The organism is Streptomyces capparidis (genome assembly GCF_054782095.1).
Window position 1 is genome coordinate 44,538 of the sequence record NZ_BAAGTD010000045.1, and the last position, 18,564, is coordinate 63,101.

The window sequence follows — 18,564 nt, forward strand, 5'->3', positions numbered from 1 at the left end:
GGCCCGGCGGACGCGCGGGTCAGGGGACGGCGGGGCCCCGGATCAGGCGGCCCGCGCGGTCGTGCGGCCAGGCGTTGGGTACGCAGCCGTCCAGGCCCTTGATCTGCTGCATCATCACCGGGGCGGGGCTGCCGGGGGACGGGCAGCCCTGGTGGCCGTGGCCGAGCCAGTGACCCACCTCGTGGTTGACGATCAGGGCGCGGTACTCGCCGATGGGCCCGTCGAACGTCGGCGAGCCCTCGCGCCACCGCTTGAGGTTGACCACCACGGAGGAGCCGACCCGGCAGTTGACCTCCCCCCGGGTCTCCAGGCCCGCCGCCCCGCAGATCTCGTCCACCGTGCGGGGCGTGGCGATGGTCACCGCGAAGTCGGCCGTGCCGGAGTCGACGAGCCGGAAGCCGATGCCGTCCCGCGCCGTCCAGCCCCGCGGGTCGGCCAGCACCGCGGCGACCTCGTCGGCCGCGTCCTCCGCCGCCAGGCCGACGCCCTGCTCGACCCGCACCATGTACCGGTACATCCGCCCCTGCCCGGCCGCGGGCCGCTCCTCCCGCGCCAGGTCGAACCGCTGCTGCCCCAGCGCCGGGTCGAGCAGGCCGCCCACCAGTCGGTACCAGCCGAACAGCAGAATCCCGAGCACCGCCGCGAGCGCGACGCACGACCACACTCCTGACGCCGGGACGGCCCGGTCGCGCGACGGGCGGACCACCATGGCTGCTCTCACGTCCCTCCGCTCGGCCCGGCCGCCGGCCGGCGGCGCACAGGTCACCGACGCGGGACACGTGCGGACGGAGGGATCGGTTCAGGGCGGGTTCCCGCCGAGCGCCGCCGCCAGGTCGTCCAGGTGCGCCGAGACCGGGCCGACGGTGAGCAGGCCGCTGCCCGCCCCGGCCAGCTCGCCCGCCGCCGGGGCGAGGGCGGTGCGGGCGCGCCGCATCGCCTCCCGGTCGCCGACGGCCAGGGCCGCCCGCGCGGTGAGGCACCACAGGGCCTCCTGGAGCAGCCCGCGGGGCGGTTCCGGCACGGCGCGCAGCACCCGGGCGGCCTCGGCGCGGCGGCCCCGGTCGAGCAGGAGCAGGGGGCGGACCCACGGGGCGTGGGGTCCGAAGCCGGTGTCCTCGCCCGGGTCGAGGGGCAGCGCGTGCCGCAGCCGCAGGCACAGCAGGGCGAGCGGCAGCAGCCCGTCGGCGAGGCCGGGCATGCCGGCGCCGTCCAGCCGGGCGGCCGCGTCCCGGTAGGCCGCCTCCACCTCGGGCAGCGGCGCCCCGCCGGTCGCGTCCAGCCGCAGCGCCGCGTACCAACCGGTGAACACGCGCACCAGCGGCCGTTCGTGGCGCGCGGCCAGGCGGTCGGCCGCCGCCGCGTGGCGGTCCGCCCCGGCGAAGTCCCCCAGGGCGCCGCGGGCCTGGACGCGGATGAGGTGTCCGAGCACCTCGAACGCGGTCAGGCCGTGCCGGGCGGAGACGGCGACCAGCTCCGCCCCGATCGCGTCGCGGCGCGGGGCCAGCCCGGTGCGGTGGAAGCACTGCATGAACGCGGCGTTGAGGGCGAACGCCAGCAGCGCCGGGTCGTCCAGGCGCCGGGCGATCCCCTCGGCCTGCCGGGCCGCCTGGGGGCCGCGGGCGTGCGGGGTGCCGCGGGACTCCACGGCGACGGTGGCCAGCAGCCGCGCCCTGGCCGCGTCGTGCCCCTCGGACGGCAGGGCGGCCAGGGTGCGCTCGGCGGCGGCGACGACGCGGGCGGCCTGCTCCGGGTCGTCCAGGCGGGTCCACAGCGCCGGGACGTCGTAGGCGCCGATCACCCGGGCGGTCAGCTCGGCGTCGCCCAGCTCCTCGGCCGCTGCGATCGCCGCCACCCGGTGCTCCCGGGCGGCCAGCAGCCCGCCGCCGCCCGTCAGGGCGAGGTTCCGCAGCAGCCCGACCGTCGATTCCAGGCGGGCCCGGGCCGCGGAGGACACCGTGCGGTCGTAGACGGCGGCGACCCGCTCCCACACCCGCCCCGCCGCCCCGCCCGGGTCCGGCGCGGCGGGGCCGAGCCGGTCGTCCTGGGCGAGGATGTCCGCCTCCAGGGAGCGCAGCCCCGCGCCCGGGTCGATGCCGAGCTGCTCGGCCAGCAGCGCCCGGGCCCGGCGCAGCACGTCGAGCGCGTCGCCCTGGCGGCCGGTGCGGTACAGCGCCAGGGCCAGCAGGCGCCAGGCGTTCTCCCGCCACGGGTGCCCGGCGGTGTGCGCCTGGAGCTCGGCCGCCGCCCGGTCGGCCAGGCCGAGCGCCAGCAGGGCCTCGGCGTGCTGTTCGACGGCGTGCAGCCGCAGTTCGGTCAGGCGGCGGCACTCGGCCCTGGCCCACGGCTGGTCGGCGAACTCCGCGTAGGCGGGGCCGCGCCACCGGCCGAGCGCCTCCGCCAGCCGGGCCGCCGCGGCCTCGGGCGGCAGCCCGGCGGCCTCGGCCACGTCCCGCTCGAACCGCCAGGAGTCCACCGCGTCGGGGGCGGCGCGCAGCGCGTACCCGGGGCCCTCGGTGACCAGCAGCCGGGCGGGGGTGCGCGGCGGGCGGTCCGGCTCCAGGGCGCGGCGCAGCGCGGCGACGAAGGTGCGCACCGCGCCCACCGCGTCGGCGGGCGGGTCCGCCCACAGGTCCGTCACGAGGCGGCCGACGGGGACGACGCGCCCGCGGGCGAGGAGGAGCCGGGCCAGCACCGAGCGGTGCCTGGGCCCCTTCAGCGGGATCGCCTCACCCGCGGCGTCCCAGGCCACCACCGGACCGAGCACCCCGAAGACGACCGCCATCCGCGTCCTCACCGTCCCTTCCCGCCGCGCCGCCCGGTGCGCGGGCCGCCGCGTCGCTGCTCATCCAACACTCATCCGCGGCCGCGAGGATCGAGGCACCGGCTCTTCCACGGGAAGCGCCGGCTTCCCGGTGAGACTCCCAGCGAAAGGAGCGGAGCCATGGCGCCCGTCATCCCCGGCTTCGACCAGCACCTCGTCCCCGTCGCCGACGGGGTGTCCCTGCACGCGGCCGTCGGCGGCTCGGGCCCGCCCGTGGTGCTGCTGCACGGCTTCCCGCAGACCCACCTGATGTGGCGGCACGTGGCCGCCGACCTCGCCGCCGACCACACCGTGATCTGCCCCGACCTGCGCGGCTACGGCGCCAGCGGCAAGCCCGCCGAGACCGACGGCACCGTGTACGCCAAGCGCGCCATGGCCGCCGACGTGGTCGCCCTGGCCCGCGCGCTCGGGCACGAGCGGTTCGCGCTCGCCGGGCACGACCGAGGCGCGCTGGTGGCGTTCCGCGCCGCGCTCGACCACCCGGCCGCGGTCACCCACCTGGCCTGCCTCGACGTGCTGCCGACCCTGGACATGTGGGAGGTGATGCACGGCGTCACCGCGGCCGTCGGCTTCCACCTGTACCTGATGGCGCAGCCGCCGGGGCTGCCGGAGCGCATGATCGCCGCCGACCCGGACGCCTTCTTCGGCCACTTCCTCGACATCTGGACGAACGACCCGCGGGCCGTCCCCGCCGACGTCCGCGCCGCCTATCTGGCGGCCTGCCGGGACGCGGTGCCGTCCATCGTGGCCGACTACCGCGCCTCCGCGGGCGCGGACATCGAGCACGACCGGGCCGACCGGGCCGCGGGCAACCGGCTGCGGATGCCGGTGGCCGTCCTCCAGCAGGACTGGGGCGCGGCCCTCGGCTTCGACGCCGCGGCGCTGTGGCGCGCCTGGGCGCCCGACCTGCGGCACACCACCGTCACCTGCGGCCACTTCATGGCCGAGGAGGCGCCCGGCGACGTGACCGCGGCGCTGCGGGAACTGCTCACGCGCTGACGGCGGGCGCCGGGGCCGGGGGCCCGGGTCCTACTCGCTGCGGACGAGCTGGATCAGGTTGCCGCAGGTGTCGTCCAGCACCGCGGTGGTGACCGTGCCCATCTCCAGCGGCTCCTGGGTGAAGCGGACCCCGAGCCGGCGCAGCCGGTCGTACTCCGCGTGCACGTCGTCCACGGCGAAGGCGGTGGCCGGGATGCCGTCGGTGGCCAGCGCCGTCCTGTACGGGCCCACCGCGGGGTGGCCGGAGGGCTCGAGCAGCAACTCGGTCCCCTCGGGGTCCTCCGGCGAGACCACGGTCAGCCACCGGTCCTCGCCCATCGGGACGTCGTGCTTCTTCACGAAGCCCAGCACCTCGGTGTAGAAGCGCAGGGCCTTCTCCTGGTCGTCGACGAAGACGCTGGACAGGTGGATCCTCATCGGGTGCTCTCCGGGGTGTCGGGCCTGAGCCATCGGGTCACGATGTGCTCCAGGGGTTCGGTGTTCAGGTCGTGGAACTTGTAGCGGCCCTCGCGCCGCGAACGGACCAGACCCGCGGATTCCAGTGCGGCCAGGTGCTGGCTGATCGCCTGGCGGGTCAGGCCCAGGCCGTGCTTGGTCGCCAGCCGCGCGCATATCTCGAACAGGGTCTGGCCGTCCCGCTCCACCAGCTCGTCGAGGATGCGCCGGCGGGTGGGGTCGGCCAATGCCTTGAAGACATCGTCCGTCATGACCCCGACCATAGGCAAGTGATGACTTGCCTATCAAGCCGGCCGCCCTGTCGCCCGCCCGCCCGAGGAGGCACCCCTGCCTTCGCGCGACACCCCTGCCTTCGCGCGACGTCGTCCTTACCTTCGCGGGACGTCCCTGACGAACACGAGGCCGTCGCTGTCCGCCAGGTGGGCCGGGTCGAGCGGGGAGTAGCCGAACCAGGGGGACACCCGGGGCGCGGGCCGGGCGTCGCCGAGGGCGGCGGCCAGTCGCGGGGCGTCGATGAGGCAGCGGTCCTCCGGGAGCGCGTACAGGAGTCCTTCGACGGTGTCCGGCGCCGGCGTGTCCACTCCCCGGTGCCGGATCGTGCCGAGGGCCGTGGCCACGAAGCGGTACTCCCCGCCGAGCCGGGCGCTCACCAGCGCGCCGGCGCTCCACCACGCCACCGGCGACCCGCCCATCCGCATCGTGCTCCTGTGCCGCTGGAGATGGCCGTTGTGGGCGTGGACCAGCGCCGGGCCCCGTTCGGCGACGGCGAGGAGGTTCCCGGCCATCATCAGGTCCCGCAGGCCCACCAGCCGGGCCATGCGGGCCGGTGCGGCGTCGGCCATCCAGTGGTGGTAGCGCAGCAGGCCGATGGCGGTGCGCCCGTACAGGCGCGCCCGGTCCCAGTCGTCCCCCGAGGCCGCCGCGGCCAGGTGCGGCGCCTGCGTGTCGAGCAGCGCCACCAGCTCGTCGGCGAGCAGCCGCAGCTCCCTCGCCTCGGCCGACTGCCCCACGGACCGGGCCGGGTCCGTCATCGCGGCGGGATCGGTCCACCGGTCGTCGGCGCCGAGCAGGCGGTCGAGCGTCTCCGCGGTGCAGGGGAGCAGGTCCGCGTCCACCCGGGCCGCGAGACAGCCGTGGAGCGCGGTGAGGGCCTGCCGGGGGCTCTCGGCGTGGGTGATCTCCAGCGGGCCGTCGAAACCGGCGAAGCGGAGCCGCTCGGACTCGGGCCGGCCGTCGTTGTGGGCGCGCATCCAGCGCACCAGCTCGCGGTTGGCCGCGGACGCGCCCCAGTCGTGGCTGAATCCGTGCTCCATGGCCTCGTCGAGGGTGCCCGTGCCCGAGGTGACGTAGTCGTCCACCACCAGGCCCCGCAGGCAGTCGCTCTCGATCGCGATCGTCCGGAAGCCCTCCTGCTCGACGAGCTGCCGGAAGAGCTCGTTGCGCAGATCGAGCAGGGCGTCCTCGCCGTGGGTGGGCTCGCCCAGGCCGAGCAGCCGGGGCCGGGCCGGGAGCAGCCGCATGACGGCGGCGGCCTCGACGGAACGGGCGGTGTCCAGGATGTCAGCAGCAACCATGGCTTCAACGGTATCGTTGAAGAAACGGTTGAAACTTTTCCGCGGAATCAGCAGGTTCATGGGGCGAGACCTTCAAAGTGGCGAACGACTCAGGCCGGTTGATCTGGCGCGGGTGCACGGCCTGTCCACGCAGGCGATCAGGAACTACGAGGAGGCCGGCATCCTCCCGGCCGCCGATCGCACACCCCACGGCTACCGCACCTACACCCCGCTGCACGCCCGCGCGCTGCGCGCCTTCCTCGCCCTGGTGCCCGGCCACGGCCACCGGACGGCGACGGCGATCATGCGGGCGGTGAACGAGGGCGCGGCCGGGGAGGCGTTCCGCCTCATCGACGAGAGCCACGCCCAGCTCCTCGACGACCGCAGGACCCTCCAGGCCGTGGAGAGCGCCCTCGGCCACCTGGCCCCCACGGCGTCCGGGCCCGACGCGGTGTCCGGGCCCGGCGGCACGTTCATCGGGCCGCTGGCGGGGCGGCTCGGGATCCGGCCCGCGACGCTGCGCGCCTGGGAGCGCGCCGGGGTGGTGCGTCCGCGCCGCGATCCGCGGACCGGGTACCGCGTCTACGACGAGGCCGATGTGCGGGACGCCCGGCTGGCCCACCAGCTCAGGCGGGGCGGCTACCCGCTGGACCGGATCGCCCCGCTGATCGCCCAGGTGCGGGCGGCCGGCGGGCTCGAACCGCTGGAGGCCGCGCTGGGCGACTGGCGCGACCGGCTGTCCGCCCGAGGTCGGGCGATGCTGACCGGGGCCGCCGAGCTGGAGGGGTACCTCCGGGAGCGCGGCTGAGGGCTCCGGCCGCCGACCGAGGACGACAGGGCGCACCGACGGTTCCGCCCCGGCCGGCCCGTCCGCCGGGGCCGCCACCGCCGCGGTGCGGCAGGGCGTCATGGCTGACGTTCCTCGCCTTTCTTGCCTGATTCCCCTCCTCGCGCCCGCCGGAGCCGTACGGTTCTCCCTACGGCAGGAACCGACCAGGACTCGGCAACCGGCTCCCGCGTTCGGTAGCTACCGAAGCGCGGGCCGCGAAAGTGCAGGTCAGAGGCGGTTCATTTCGGTGGGCAGCGACTGAAGCGACTCAAGTTCGGGATTGCCGTACGAAAATGGGACCGGTCCCACGCCCGCCGCCGCCGGACACCCCGGCCACCTCCTCCGTCCCGGCCCCTCCGCGGGAGGGAGCGAACGGCCTTGACCGCTTCCGCGACCGTCTCGTGCGCCGCAGCCGACCGGGCGGGCACGTACAGGGTTGGGCAACCAAGCAAGCTTGAGGCCGAACATTGAGCCAGGCAGGTACGCAAACATCTCTCCAAACATCTCTCCAAACATGGCTTCAAACATGGCTCCAAACAAGCAGCCAATTGAAGTCCTCGTTGCTTGGTAAGCGGGAGGACAAACATCATTTCCAACTCTGAGTCAAAGATGTGGTCAAATTTCACGCCAAGCATTGACCAGTGCGACGACGGCCCACCTCCCCCGCTTGGGGGACGAGGGAACGTACACAAAAGGCAAAATCGGTCATAGGGGTTGGATTTCTCCCCCACCCGGCTCCGTATGGTGAACGTCCCTTTCCGCACGGAAAAGAAAGAGGTCCCCATATGTGTGCATGGCGTGGATTCCAGATCGCCCCGGCGGGGAGCGCCGCTCCTGACACCGGCATCGCGGCGGTGTCCCGGGTTCCCGCAAGCGTGGAGGCGTGGTGGGTCGGGCCCAGCCTCTCCGTTGAGGGTGGGTATCGGTACGACGACCACCCGTGGGGCCGCTACCAGTTGGCGCCCCGCAACAGCGCGGCGGAGATCGGGCATCTGGCGGCGGTGTCGCGGATCCCGACCAGCATGGAGGTGTGGTGGGTCAGCCCCCACAACTCCGTGGAGGGCGCGTACTGGTACGAGGGCCACCCCTGGGCCCGCTACCAGCTCGCACCGAACAACACCGCCGTGGGAGACGTCGCCGCTGTCTCCCGTGTCCCGGGGAGCATGGAGGTCTGGTGGGTCGGCCCGAACGGGTCGGTGGAGGGCGCGTACTGGTACGACGGGCAACCGTGGGCCCGCTACCAGCTCGCGCCCGTCGGCAGTGCCGGTGTGACCGGGGGCATCGCGGCGGTGTCGCGGATTCCCGGGAGCATGGAGGTGTGGTGGGTCGGCCCGAACGGGTCGGTGGAAGGCGCGTACTGGTACGAGGGTCACCCCTGGGCCCGCTACCAGCTCGCCCCGGACAACAGCGGTCGGCTGGACACCGGCATCGCGGCGGTGTCGCGCATCCCCGGGAGCATGGAGGTCTGGTGGGTCGGCCCGAACGGGTCGGTGGAGGGTGCGCACTGGTACGACGGGCAACCGTGGCCCCGCTACCAGCTCGCCCCGGGCGGCAGTGCCTACGGCGGGACGCCCCTCGCCGCGGTGTCCCGCGTTCCGGGGAGCATGGAGGTGTGGTGGACCGGCCCGAACGGGTCGGTGGAGGGCGCCTACTGGTACGAGGGGCAACCGTGGGGCCGCTACCGGCTCGCCCCCGAGTCGTCCGCCTCCGGCGACGGCATCGCCGCGGTGTCACGCACCCCGGGCAGCATGGACGTCTGCTGGCTCACCCCGTCCGCCGCGATACGGGGGGCCGCCTGGACCGACACGGCGTAGGCCGGCGGTGCCGCGGGAGGCGCCGCCGCACGGCACCGGCCCCCGGCGCGGAGAACGCTCCGCGTCGGGGGCAGCCGCACGCTCACCGGGGGCGGCTCCGGGACGACGTGCCCGGACGGGCCGCCGGTCGGCATCCCTACTGCTCCCTGATCTCCACGGCGATGCCGTCCTTGCCGATCTCCACCTCGGCGCGGATCTTGCCGGTCTTGGCGGCCTTCTCGAGCTGCTCCACGGTGCACTCGCTGGCCGACTGGCCGGCGGCGTCGCCGCAGATGCCGCCCGCGCCCCAGATCTGCGTGTCGGTGGCGACGAAGAACGCGCGCTCGCCCACCATGAGCTTGCCCGGCGCCAGGTAGGTGAGGACGCCCGTCACGGTGCCGTCCCCGCGGTCGTCCTCGGCCGCCCCGCCGCCGGAGGACGACCCGGCCGCCTTCTGCTCCCTGATCTCCACGGCGATGCCGTCCTTGCCGATCTCCACCTCGGCGCGGATCTTGCCGGTCTTGGCGGCCTTCTCCAGTTGCTCCACGGTGCACTCGCTGGCCGACTGGCCGGCGGCGTCGCCGCAGATGCCGCCCGCGCCCCAGATCTGCGTGTCGGTGGCGACGAAGAACGCGCGCTCGCCCACCATGAGCTTGCCCGGCGCCAGGTACGTCAGCGTGCCGGTCACGGTGCCGCTCTGCGCCGTGGCGGGCGAACCGGCCTGGGTGCCGCCGCTCGCGGAGGCCCCGCCCTTCGCCGAGGTTCCGCCCTGGGCCGCCGCTCCGGTCGCGGTCGCGGTGCCGCCCTTTCCGTCCTTGCCGTCCTTGGCGGCGGAGCCGCCGTCGGCCGCGGCCCCGGCGGTGGAGGTGGAGGACTTCGTCGGCGTCGAGGCGGCGGAGTCGTCGCTGCCGCAGCCGGTGAGGAAGAGCCCGCCGGCCAGGAGGACACCGAGGGCGGGGAGGAGACGGGTACGGGTGGCAGTCATGGGATTGAGCCTTTCGCTCGTGCGTCGATCGGAACACCCGCCAGCACGGCCACCACCCGGGGCGGGTTCGACGACCCCCGCGAGCTGTTGCCCAGCGCCGACATCTGTTACGAACCGCGGACATCCCACCGGTCGGACGCGCCGCCTAGGACAGCGCTTCCACGACCACGGAAGCCGCCTCCGCCACCAGGGCGTCGTCGTACGCGGCGTCCCGGGCGCCGCGGCTGGACATGATCGCCACGACGATGGGCGCCCCCTTCGGAGGCCACACCACGGCGATGTCGTTGCGCGTGCCGTAGCCTCCGCCGCCGCTCTTGTCGGCCACCGTCCAGTCGCGCGGGACCCCGGCCCTGATGAGGTTCCCGCCGGTGCTGTTGGTGCGCATCCAGTGCGTGAGCAGGGCGCGTTCGTCGTCCTTCAGGACGTCGTCGAGCAGGAAGGCGCGCAGGTCCCCGGCGAGCGCCCGCGGCGTGCTGGTGTCGCGTGGGTCCCCGGGCACGGCCGCGTTGAGCTCCGTCTCGCGCCGCACCATGTGGGTGACGTCGTCGCCGGCCAGGTCCTCGAGCGCCCGGTCCAGGCCCCGGGGGCCGCCCAGCTCGTCGAACAGCAGGTTGGCGGCGGTGTTGTCGCTGTGGCGCAGGGCCGCGGCGCACAGCGCGCGCAGGGTCATGCCGGTGTCCACGTGCCGCTCGGTCACGGGGGAATGGCTGACCAGGTCCGCGCGCGAGTAGGTGATCAGCTTGTCCAGGCCGTGCACCGAGTGCTTCCGCAGGACCGCGCCCGCCGCGAGGGCCTTGAACGTGGAGGCGTACGCGAACCGCTCGTCCGCCCGGTGGACGACCTCCCGCCCCGTGCCGGTGTCGAGCGCGTACATCCCGAGCCGGGCGTCGAACTTCCGCTCGAGGCCCGTGAACTCGGCGGCGGCGGACCTGCGTTGGAGCGCCGACGGCGACGAGGTCGCGGCCGCGGGGGCGGTGGCCTCGCCGCAGGCGGTGAGCGGGACGAGGACGAGCGCGGCCAGCACGCCTGCGACGGCGCGCCGCGCGACAGCGCGATGCATGGATGCAACCTCCGGCCTGCCGTGCGCCGGAGCGCACGGGGGATGTCCGGGAGCGCCGGCGAAACGCGCCCCCGCGGTCACGTCCCACCCTCGTGCCCCGCCCTCATGCGGTCCAAGACGCCCGTGTGCGGTTCCATGCCGAATTCACATAGGCTGACGTGCCATGGACCTGGTCGCCGCCTGCCGTGCGTTCATCCATGTGAGTGAACGCGGCAGCTTCACCGTCGGTGCCGCCGCCGCGCGGATGTCCCAGTCGGTGGCCAGCCGGCGCATCGCCGCGCTGGAGAAGCACCTGGGCGAGCAACTGTTCGAGCGGGCCTCGCGCGGAGCGGTCCTCACCCCGTTCGGCCGGGGCATGCTGCCCGTGGCCAGACGGCTCGTCCGCGCCGCCGACGCCCTGGAGGACGAGGCGGAGACCTCCCGGCGCAGGCCCCTGCGGCTCGCCTTCCCCGACGTCTGCTCCACCGGCGCCCTCGCCCGGCTCGTCGCCGACGCCCGCGCCGGAGGCGTCCCCCTCGAACTGAGGGTGGCCTCCCCGGCGGAGCGCGCCGAGCTCGTCCACTCCCACGAGGTGCGCGCCGCCCTGGTCGCGGTGCCGCCGGACGACGCGGCGTGGTCCGTCCCGCTGGGGCTCGCCTGCGCCCGTGACCCCGGCGTGCGCCGCCTGTACGTCGAGACCCTGCGCCCCGGCCGCACCGACACGGGCCCGCCGCGCCGCGTCCTGATCCAGCCCGAGGACGACGTTCCGCACATCAGGGACCGCATGGAGCGGCTGCGCGACGCGGTCGGCCTGCGGCCTGCGCAGCTCGTCGTCGAGACCAGCCTCACCGCCGCCGCCGCGGCGGCGCTGTCCTGCGACGACCTGCTGCTGTGCTCCCCGGCGCAGGCCGACGACCTCGGCCTGCACTGGCGGCCCGTCGGCGAGACCGGGCTCGCCCGCGGCTTCGCCATCGCCGCGGCCGCCGCGGGCGACCCCGAACGCCTCAGGACCCGCCTCGGCGACGCCATCGCCCGCTGCCTCGGCGCACCGCCGAGCACGGACCCGGCGCGGGAGACCGGCCCGGCGAGGCGGAGGGCCGCGTGAACACCGAGCAACTGCTGCGCGAGCTGCGCGGGACGCTGCGTGACGGCGGTCTGCGCGGCTCCTTCCTCGTCCGGGACCTGCACACCGGCGACGAGATCGGCATCGACCCGGACGTGGAGCTGCCCGCCGCCTCCCTGGTCAAGGTGCCGCTGGCGCTGGCCACCCTGGAACGCGTCCGGCGCGGCGAACTCGACGGCGCGCAGACCCTGGACGTGCAGCCGGGCCGGATCACCACGCCCGGCCCGACCGGGCTGAGCCGCTTCCGGCACCCCGTCCGCATCGCCGTGGACGACCTGCTGTACCTCAGCACCTCCGTGAGCGACAGCATCGCCGCCGACGCCCTGTTCGGCCTCACTCCGCCCGACCGGGTCGCCCGGCTCCTGCGGGAGCTGGACGTGCACGGCCTCAGCGTCCGCCACACGATGCAGGAGTTGACCGAGACCCCCGTGGAGCGCTTCGACGCCGCCGACGCGCACCTCGCCCACGCCCTCGCCATCGGCGCTGGCACCGGCGGCCGCGGCCACCGGGTGCCGCAACTGGACGTCACCCACGCCAGCACCGGCACCGCCCGCGCGTTCGCCGACCTCCTCCAGGCCCTGTGGACCCCCTCGGCCATCCACCCCGAGGTGGCCGCCCGTGTGCGCACCCTCATGGCGAACAACGTCATCCGCCACCGGCTCGCCCCCGACTTCAGCTCCGACGCCTCCCGGTGGTCCTCCAAGACCGGCACCCTGATGAACCTGCGGCACGAGATCGGCGTCGTCGAACACGCCGACGGCCAGTCCTTCGCCGTCGCCGTCCTCACCGAGTCCCAGGTCCCCGCCGCCACCCAGCCGGGCGCCGACGCCCTGATGTCCCATGTGGCCCGCCGGCTGCGGGACCATCTGCGGCAGTTGTAGCCGGGCGCGCCGGGCGACTTCGGTCGCGCCCCGCGGCGCGGCCCGCGCGATCCCTCAGCGGGCCCGGTCGAGCTGTGCCTCCAGCCCGTCGAGCAGGTAGTCGAGCCCCGCGGTGAAGCTGCCGTCCCAGTCGTCGTCGTAGAGGTAGCCGTGGGCGGCGAGGGTGGGGTACCGGTCGCGCCGGGCCTGGAGCTGCTCCTGGCCCACGCGGCGCTCCTCGTCGGTGATGCGCAGGGCCGTCTCGGTGGACGCCGAGCCCATGACGTGGTTGTACAGCGCCCAGGTGGCGGCCGACAGACCCTTGCCGGTGAACCCGGCCCGCACCAGGGTCGCCTGGAGGACCTCCATCCCGGCGAGGAAGTTCGGGCCGATGGTCGGGCGCCGCCGCGCCGGGACGGCGGCGGCCCAGGGGTGGCGCAGCAGCGCGGCCCGCCACCCGGCCAGCACCGCGGTGACGTCGTCGCGCCAGGCGGGCCCGCCCGCGACCCGGGGTGCCTGCTCGCCGAAGATCGCGTCCACGGCGAGGTCGATGACGTCGTCCTTGGTGTCGACGTGCCAGTACAGGGACGGCGCGACGACGTCCAGCCGCTCGGCCAGCCGCCGCATGGTGAGCCGTTCGATCCCCTCGTCGTCGAGGAGGGCGACCGCTGCCTCCACGATGCGCGAGAGCGTCAGCGGCGGCTCCCCCCGGGAAGCGCGACGGGGCCGCAGCCAGACGCTCCGGATCTCGCCGCTCCTGCGCTGGTCGCCCACGTGCCGATCACTCCTCGCCTGACGCCCTCGATCCCTGCCGGGGCCGCCCAGTGTAGTACCGTGTTCGCCTTCCCTAACATCGTTAGGGAAGGCGAACGATGTTAGAGACTCGTTGTGACTTCGGAGAGCGAGGAACCATGGAGGACGGCAACACACCTGCCGCCACCGCGCATCGGCGATGGTGGACCCTGCTCGCGGTGAGCGCGGCCCAACTGCTGGTGGTGCTGGACGGAACCATCATGAACATCGCGCTGCCGTCCGCGCAGGAAGCGCTCGGCATGACCGACGCGGGCCGCCAGTGGGCGATCACCGGGTACGCGCTGGCCTTCGGCGGGCTGCTGCTGATCGGCGGCAGGATCAGCGGCACACTCGGCCACCGCCGCACCTTCGCCATCGGCCTGATCGGCTTCGCCGCCGCGTCCGCGCTGGGCGGGGCCGCCACCGGCCCCGGCATGCTGTTCGGGGCGCGGGCGCTCCAGGGCGTCTTCGCCGCCGCCCTCGCGCCCGCCGGTCTGGCGCTGCTGAGCAGCACGTTCACCGAACCGCGCGAACGCGGCCGGGCGTTCGGGATATTCGCCGCCGTCGGCGCCGCCGGATCGGCGGTCGGCCTCGTCGCCGGCGGACTGCTGACCGAATACACCAGTTGGCGCTGGTGCCTGTACATCAACGTCCCCGTCGCGCTGCTCGCCGTCCTCGGCACGGCGCTCGTCCCCCGCGACCGGCCCCTCCGCGGCGGAGGACGGCTCGACGTCCCCGGCGCGCTGCTGAGCACCACCGGCTTCGCCGCCCTCGTGTACGGCTTCAACGAGGCCGAGCCCCGCGGCTGGACCTCACCTGCGGTACTGGCGCTGCTGGCCGGCGGTGCCCTGCTGCTGGCCGCGTTCGCCGCCGTGGAACTGCGCACCCCGCACCCGCTGCTGCCGATGCGCGTGCTCCTGCACCGCGCCCGCGGCGGCGCTCTGCTCGCGATCACCCTGATGTTCGTCGCGATGTTCGGCTTCTACCTGTTCATGAGCTACTACACCCAGACCGTCCTGCACTACTCGCCGGTCCAGGCGGGCCTCACCCTCATCATCAACGCCCTCGCCGCCCTGGTCGGCGCCACCCTCGTCGCCGGGCGGCTGCACGGCCGGGTGCCACCGTCGGCACTGATCCTGTCGGGGCTGCTCGCCGCCGCCGCCGGCATGTTCGTCCTCACCCGCCTGACCGACCGGACCACGGACGTCCTGCCGCTGTACCTGACGCCCGCGCTGCTGCTCACCGGGCTCGGCCTCGGCTGCGTCCTGCCCCCGACCGCCGCCCTGGCCACCGCGGGCATGCGCGGGCACGAGGTCGGAGCCGCGTCGGCGGCCTACCACGCCTCCCAGCAACTGGGCGCGGCCCTCGGCACCGCGCTGCTCAACACCATCGCGGCCGGCGCGACCGCCTCCTACCTGGCGTCGCACCGGCACGCCGGCCCGAACACGGCCACCGTGCACGGCTACACCACCGCCCTGACCGCCGCCTGCGGCATCCTCCTCGCCGCCGCACTCCTCACCGCGCCACTGTTGACCAAGCCCCGCGGGACACCGGACCCCGAAGCGCAACGGGAGCGGACCGCCTCCCTCCCGTAGCCGTCGGCCCGCAGATGAGCCCCCCGTGAGCCGGCGGCCCCGCCGCCGGCTCTCATCCGCCGGCCGTCCCGGCGGGTGCGGCGCGCCGCAGCTCGTGGGCCTCGGCCAGGAGGAGGTAGCTGCTCGCGGTCCAGGTGTAGGCGCGGTCGCGCAGGCCGGTGCCGCTCAGGGCGTCGAAGTTCTCCGCGAACCCGTGCGCCTCGCACAGGGCCCGGAAGCGGGCGCTGATCTCGTCCGCGAGTCGCCGGTGGCCGCCGCGGCGCAGGCCGTCCTCGATGAGCACGGTGGCGGGGGCCCAGATCGGGCCGCGCCAGTAGCCGTCGGAGCGGTAGTGCGGCGAGGTGGGCAGTTCGGTGGCCAGGCCGTACGGGGTGAGGTGCGCCTCGACGCGCTCGGCCAGCAGCGCGCCGACGGCGTCGGGCAGGTGCTCGCCCAGGGCGGCGGGCATCAGGTCGAGCAGGCCGGAGCTGCTCCAGGTGTCCCCGCTGTGGACGCCGCGGGCGACGAACCGCTCGCCGGTCCACAGGTCGTCGAACATCGCCGCCTGGACGGCGTCGGCCGTGGCGGCCCAGCGGCGGGCGTCGTCGGGCCGGTCCAGCTCCCCGGCCAGAGCGGCCAGTTCGCGCAGTTGCAGGGTGAGGAAGGCGGCCAGGTCGGCGGTGACGACCACCCGCTCGGGGTCGAAGGTCGTCGCGTTGTCCCAGCCGCTGTCGTTGCCGTGCTGGTAGTGCGGCAGGGCCGAGCCCGGGGCGCGGCGCGCGGTGAGCCAGAACTCCGTCCACCGCGCCAGCCCGCGGTAGACCTCGGCCAGTTCCTTCCGGTCCGGGGGCACGGGGAGCCGTCTGCGCAGGTGGCCCAGGGCCCACCCGTGGATGGGGGGTTTGACGAAGTTGTACAGGACCTCGGAGTGGGTGACCGAGTCGGGCAGGGCCCCGCTCTCGTCCTGGTGGTCGAAGACCACGCGGAACTGGTCCCAGGCGAGAGCGGGGGAGCCGGGGGCCAGGGCGAGGGCGTTGAAGCAGTGGTCCCAGCTCCACACCTTGTCCATCCAGTGCTTGGACATCAGCACCGCGGGCCGGGTGACGAGGCCGGCCGGGCGCACGGTCGCCGACCACACCACGTAGGCGGCGAGTTCGGCGGCCGGGGTGGCCGGCGAGCGCCACGGGGCGACCGTGTCGGCGAAGGCGGCGAAGGCCCGCTCCGCCGCCGCCACGACCCGGTCGAAGGAGGCCGACGGCCGGTAGGGGCGGCGCGCGCAGTCCAGTTCCTCGACGGCGGCCTCCCAGACCCCGCCGGGCTCGGCGCCGATCGTCACGCCGCGGTCGGCGCCGCCCAGGGCCTGGCTGCCGCGGACCTCGGTCACGGTGCCGGACAGCACGGTGACCCGGTAGCGGCGCCCGGTCTCGTACGAGGTGAACACGTGGGCGCCGTCCACCGGGTCGCGGAAGAAGTAGGTGCCGGTGAACGGGGTGAGCGTGTGCGCCGCCGCCTCCACGCGCAGGCTCAGGCCCGCACCGCGCAGGCGGACGGTGTCCGGCGACTCGTAGGCGAGCTCGACGCGCCCGCCCGGGTGCTCCCAACTCAGCCGGCCCGGCGTCGCCCGCACACGGGTCTCGGCCCGCTCCGCCGTCGCCGCGTCGAGGGGGACCAGGCGCAGGACGGCGTGCATGCCGTTCTGGTGCGAGACGAGGTGGAGGTCATCGGCGTGCGTCGCCTGGGCCACGACGGGCGAGACGCCGAACCACGAGCCATGGGTGCTGAACGGGATGTCGTGGACCGAGAAGGCCGGACCGGATCGGGCGGCGGTCATGAGGTGGCACTCGTTTCTGGTAGCGGTGGTGGGCACGGCTGTGGGCACGGCGGTGGTCTCCCGCGGTGCGGCGGGGCACGGCGTGGGGGGCGGGTCCGGGGCGGTGCCCGGGGTCAGTCCTTGACGGCTCCGGCGGTCACGCCCGCGGCGATGTAGCGCTGGGCGAGGACGAGGATGACCGCGGCCGGCAGCGACGCCACGACGGCGGTGGCCATGATGGCGTTCCACTCCTGGTTGTTGTTGCCGATGTACTGGTAGATGCCGAGCGTGATCGGTTCGTGCGCGCCGCCCCGGACGAGCGTGCTGGCGAAGACGAAGTCGGACCAGGACCACAGGAACGCGAACAGGGACACGGTGACCACGGCGTTGCGGCTCATGGGCAGCACGATCGACCAGAAGGTGCGGACGGTCCCCGCCCCGTCCGTCCGTGCGGCCTGGAGCAGCTCACCGGGGATCCCGGACATGAACGCGGTGAAGATCAGGACGCTGAACGGGACGGCCAGCGTGGAGTCGGCGAGGATCAGGCCGGGCACCGACTGGAGCAGCCCGAGGCTGAGGTACACGGCGTAGAAGCCCATCGCCATGATGATGCCCGGGATCATCTGGGCGGCCAGGAGCAGGAAGCCGAGCACCCCGCCGCCGCGCGGCCTCAGCTTGGCCAGCGCGTAGCCGGCGGGCGCGGACAGGGCCACGGTCAGCACGACGGTGCCGAGGCCGACGACGAGGCTGGTGCCGAGGTAGGGCAACTGCTGGTCGAGGACGGCCCGGTAGCCCTCCAGGGTGCCGTGGACGGGGAACAGGTCCGGGGGCGACTTGCGCATGTCCTGGTCCCGGGTGAAGGACACGTTGACCATCCAGTAGACCGGGAAGAGCATGATCGCGGTCAGCAGGAGGCCGATGGCGGTCTTCCACCAGGTGCGGCGGCGGTTCATGACATCCCCTGCTTCCGCTGGACCCGCAGATAGACCAGGCCGAACGCCAGGGCGGCGACCACGAGCAGGTTCCCGACGGCGGCACCGGGACCGAACGCGGGCACCAGGTTGCCGAATCCGAGCTGGTAGGACCAGGTGGCGAAGGTGGTGGAGGAGTCCGCGGGGCCGCCCTTGGTCATGATCCAGATGATGTCGAAGACCTTGAGCGTGTAGACCAGGCCCAGCAGGAGGGTGATGGCGGACACCGGGCGCAGCAGGGGGAAGGTGATGCGCCAGAACCGCTGCCAGGCGTTCGCGCCGTCGAGTGCCGCCGCCTCGTACAGCCCGGCGGGGATGGACTGGAGGCCGCTGTGGAGCAGCACCAGGTTGAAGGGCACCCCGATCCAGATGTTGGCGATGATCACCGATGTCAGCGACCAGGACGGGGAGGTCAGCCAGTGCACCGGGTCGATGCCGACGGCGCCCAGGGCGGCGTTGACCACACCGGACTCGCTGTTCAGCATCCACGACCAGGTGGAGGCCGACACGATGAGCGGAAGCAGCCACGGCACCAGGAACAGGGCGCGCAGGGTCGCGGAGAGGCGGAAGTGCTGGTTGAAGAAGACCGCGAGGGCCAGACCGATGGCGTACTGGAAGGCCAGGGACACGACGGTGAACACCACGGTGTGGGTGAGCGCGGGACCGAAGGCCGGGTCGTCGAGGACGGCCCGGTAGTTCGCGAGGCCGGTGAAGGGCGCGTCGCCCTGGACGAAGGAGCGGACGGTGTAGTTCCGCAGGCTCAGGTCGAGGTTGCGGTAGAGCGGATAGGCGTAGAAGAGGAGCAGGTAGGCGGTCACCGGGGCGAGGAACGCCCAGGCGGCCCACTGCTGGGAGGTGGGGCGGCGCCGCGCCGCGGTGCGCGCCGGAGGCGGGGCGGCGTCCGTCCCGGTCCGGTCCGGCGCGGCTCCGCGGTCCGGAAGCTGTGTGGTGTGGTTCAT

At 74.3% G+C, this 18,564-nt stretch carries 17 protein-coding genes; 6 read left to right on the forward strand and 11 right to left on the reverse strand.

What is annotated here, in order from left to right:
• Nucleotides 1-19 precede the first annotated feature (19 nt).
• Nucleotides 20-721: a DUF3152 domain-containing protein gene (locus tag ACYVO2_RS28765; protein WP_461010953.1), complete on the reverse strand. Its 702-nt coding sequence runs from the start codon at nucleotides 719-721 to the stop codon at nucleotides 20-22.
• A gap of 78 nt (nucleotides 722-799) precedes the next feature.
• Nucleotides 800-2,782, reverse strand: coding sequence for an AfsR/SARP family transcriptional regulator (locus ACYVO2_RS28770; RefSeq protein WP_461010954.1), 1,983 nt, complete (start codon nucleotides 2,780-2,782; stop codon nucleotides 800-802).
• Between the two features lie 159 nt (nucleotides 2,783-2,941).
• Here ACYVO2_RS28770 and ACYVO2_RS28775 point away from each other — a divergent pair, with 159 nt between their 5' ends.
• Nucleotides 2,942-3,820: an alpha/beta fold hydrolase gene (locus tag ACYVO2_RS28775; RefSeq protein WP_461010955.1), complete on the forward strand. Its 879-nt coding sequence runs from the start codon at nucleotides 2,942-2,944 to the stop codon at nucleotides 3,818-3,820.
• Between the two features lie 30 nt (nucleotides 3,821-3,850).
• Here ACYVO2_RS28775 and ACYVO2_RS28780 read toward each other — a convergent pair whose 3' ends face one another.
• From ACYVO2_RS28780 to ACYVO2_RS28790, 3 genes are all read right to left on the reverse strand, one after another.
• Nucleotides 3,851-4,237: a VOC family protein gene (locus ACYVO2_RS28780; RefSeq protein WP_461010980.1), complete on the reverse strand. Its 387-nt coding sequence runs from the start codon at nucleotides 4,235-4,237 to the stop codon at nucleotides 3,851-3,853.
• Nucleotides 4,234-4,527 carry an ArsR/SmtB family transcription factor gene (locus ACYVO2_RS28785; protein WP_461010956.1) on the reverse strand — a complete coding sequence of 98 codons (294 nt, stop codon included), beginning with the start codon at nucleotides 4,525-4,527 and terminating at the stop codon, nucleotides 4,234-4,236. Before ACYVO2_RS28785 ends, ACYVO2_RS28780 begins: the two co-directional genes overlap by 4 nt.
• Before the next feature lie 117 nt (nucleotides 4,528-4,644).
• The gene (locus tag ACYVO2_RS28790) at nucleotides 4,645-5,850 is read right to left on the reverse strand and encodes an erythromycin esterase family protein (RefSeq protein WP_461010957.1); all 1,206 of its coding nucleotides are present in this window, start codon (nucleotides 5,848-5,850) and stop codon (nucleotides 4,645-4,647) included.
• Between the two features lie 58 nt (nucleotides 5,851-5,908).
• Between ACYVO2_RS28790 and ACYVO2_RS28795 the strand changes: the two genes are divergently transcribed.
• Both ACYVO2_RS28795 and ACYVO2_RS28800 read left to right on the forward strand, forming a co-directional pair.
• The gene (locus ACYVO2_RS28795; protein ID WP_461010958.1) at nucleotides 5,909-6,637 is read left to right on the forward strand and encodes a TioE family transcriptional regulator; all 729 of its coding nucleotides are present in this window, start codon (nucleotides 5,909-5,911) and stop codon (nucleotides 6,635-6,637) included.
• Nucleotides 6,638-7,443: 806 nt separating this feature from the next.
• Nucleotides 7,444-8,472, forward strand: a complete 1,029-nt coding sequence (locus ACYVO2_RS28800) for a PLL family lectin (protein ID WP_461010959.1) — start codon at nucleotides 7,444-7,446, stop codon at nucleotides 8,470-8,472.
• A gap of 136 nt (nucleotides 8,473-8,608) precedes the next feature.
• Here ACYVO2_RS28800 and ACYVO2_RS28805 read toward each other — a convergent pair whose 3' ends face one another.
• Both ACYVO2_RS28805 and bla read right to left on the reverse strand, forming a co-directional pair.
• A complete protein-coding gene (locus ACYVO2_RS28805) occupies nucleotides 8,609-9,436 on the reverse strand; it encodes a hypothetical protein (RefSeq protein WP_461010960.1) in 828 nt (275 codons plus the stop codon).
• Nucleotides 9,437-9,581: 145 nt separating this feature from the next.
• The gene (bla, locus tag ACYVO2_RS28810; RefSeq protein ID WP_461010961.1) at nucleotides 9,582-10,496 is read right to left on the reverse strand and encodes a class A beta-lactamase; all 915 of its coding nucleotides are present in this window, start codon (nucleotides 10,494-10,496) and stop codon (nucleotides 9,582-9,584) included.
• Nucleotides 10,497-10,659: 163 nt separating this feature from the next.
• Here bla and ACYVO2_RS28815 point away from each other — a divergent pair, with 163 nt between their 5' ends.
• Nucleotides 10,660-11,580 (forward strand): LysR family transcriptional regulator, encoded by a 921-nt coding sequence (locus tag ACYVO2_RS28815; RefSeq protein ID WP_461010962.1) that lies wholly within the window; start codon nucleotides 10,660-10,662, stop codon nucleotides 11,578-11,580.
• Nucleotides 11,577-12,479, forward strand: a complete 903-nt coding sequence (locus ACYVO2_RS28820) for a serine hydrolase (RefSeq protein WP_461010963.1) — start codon at nucleotides 11,577-11,579, stop codon at nucleotides 12,477-12,479. Before ACYVO2_RS28815 ends, ACYVO2_RS28820 begins: the two co-directional genes overlap by 4 nt.
• A gap of 54 nt (nucleotides 12,480-12,533) precedes the next feature.
• Here ACYVO2_RS28820 and ACYVO2_RS28825 read toward each other — a convergent pair whose 3' ends face one another.
• The gene (locus tag ACYVO2_RS28825) at nucleotides 12,534-13,232 is read right to left on the reverse strand and encodes a TetR/AcrR family transcriptional regulator C-terminal domain-containing protein (RefSeq protein WP_461010964.1); all 699 of its coding nucleotides are present in this window, start codon (nucleotides 13,230-13,232) and stop codon (nucleotides 12,534-12,536) included.
• Nucleotides 13,233-13,369: 137 nt separating this feature from the next.
• Here ACYVO2_RS28825 and ACYVO2_RS28830 point away from each other — a divergent pair, with 137 nt between their 5' ends.
• Nucleotides 13,370-14,845: an MFS transporter gene (locus ACYVO2_RS28830; protein ID WP_461010965.1), complete on the forward strand. Its 1,476-nt coding sequence runs from the start codon at nucleotides 13,370-13,372 to the stop codon at nucleotides 14,843-14,845.
• A 52-nt stretch (nucleotides 14,846-14,897) separates the two neighbouring features.
• Here the strand turns inward: ACYVO2_RS28830 and ACYVO2_RS28835 are convergent, their stop codons facing one another.
• The 3 genes from ACYVO2_RS28835 to ACYVO2_RS28845 all read right to left on the reverse strand — a co-directional run bounded on the left by ACYVO2_RS28835 (nucleotide 14,898) and on the right by ACYVO2_RS28845 (nucleotide 18,564).
• Complete coding sequence (locus ACYVO2_RS28835) at nucleotides 14,898-16,655, reverse strand: amylo-alpha-1,6-glucosidase (RefSeq protein WP_461010966.1); 1,758 nt, start codon at nucleotides 16,653-16,655, stop codon at nucleotides 14,898-14,900.
• A 113-nt stretch (nucleotides 16,656-16,768) separates the two neighbouring features.
• Nucleotides 16,769-17,587, reverse strand: a complete 819-nt coding sequence (locus ACYVO2_RS28840; RefSeq protein ID WP_461010967.1) for a carbohydrate ABC transporter permease — start codon at nucleotides 17,585-17,587, stop codon at nucleotides 16,769-16,771.
• Nucleotides 17,584-18,564 carry a carbohydrate ABC transporter permease gene (locus ACYVO2_RS28845; RefSeq protein ID WP_461010968.1) on the reverse strand — a complete coding sequence of 327 codons (981 nt, stop codon included), beginning with the start codon at nucleotides 18,562-18,564 and terminating at the stop codon, nucleotides 17,584-17,586. The genes ACYVO2_RS28840 and ACYVO2_RS28845 overlap by 4 nt, the downstream gene beginning before the upstream one ends.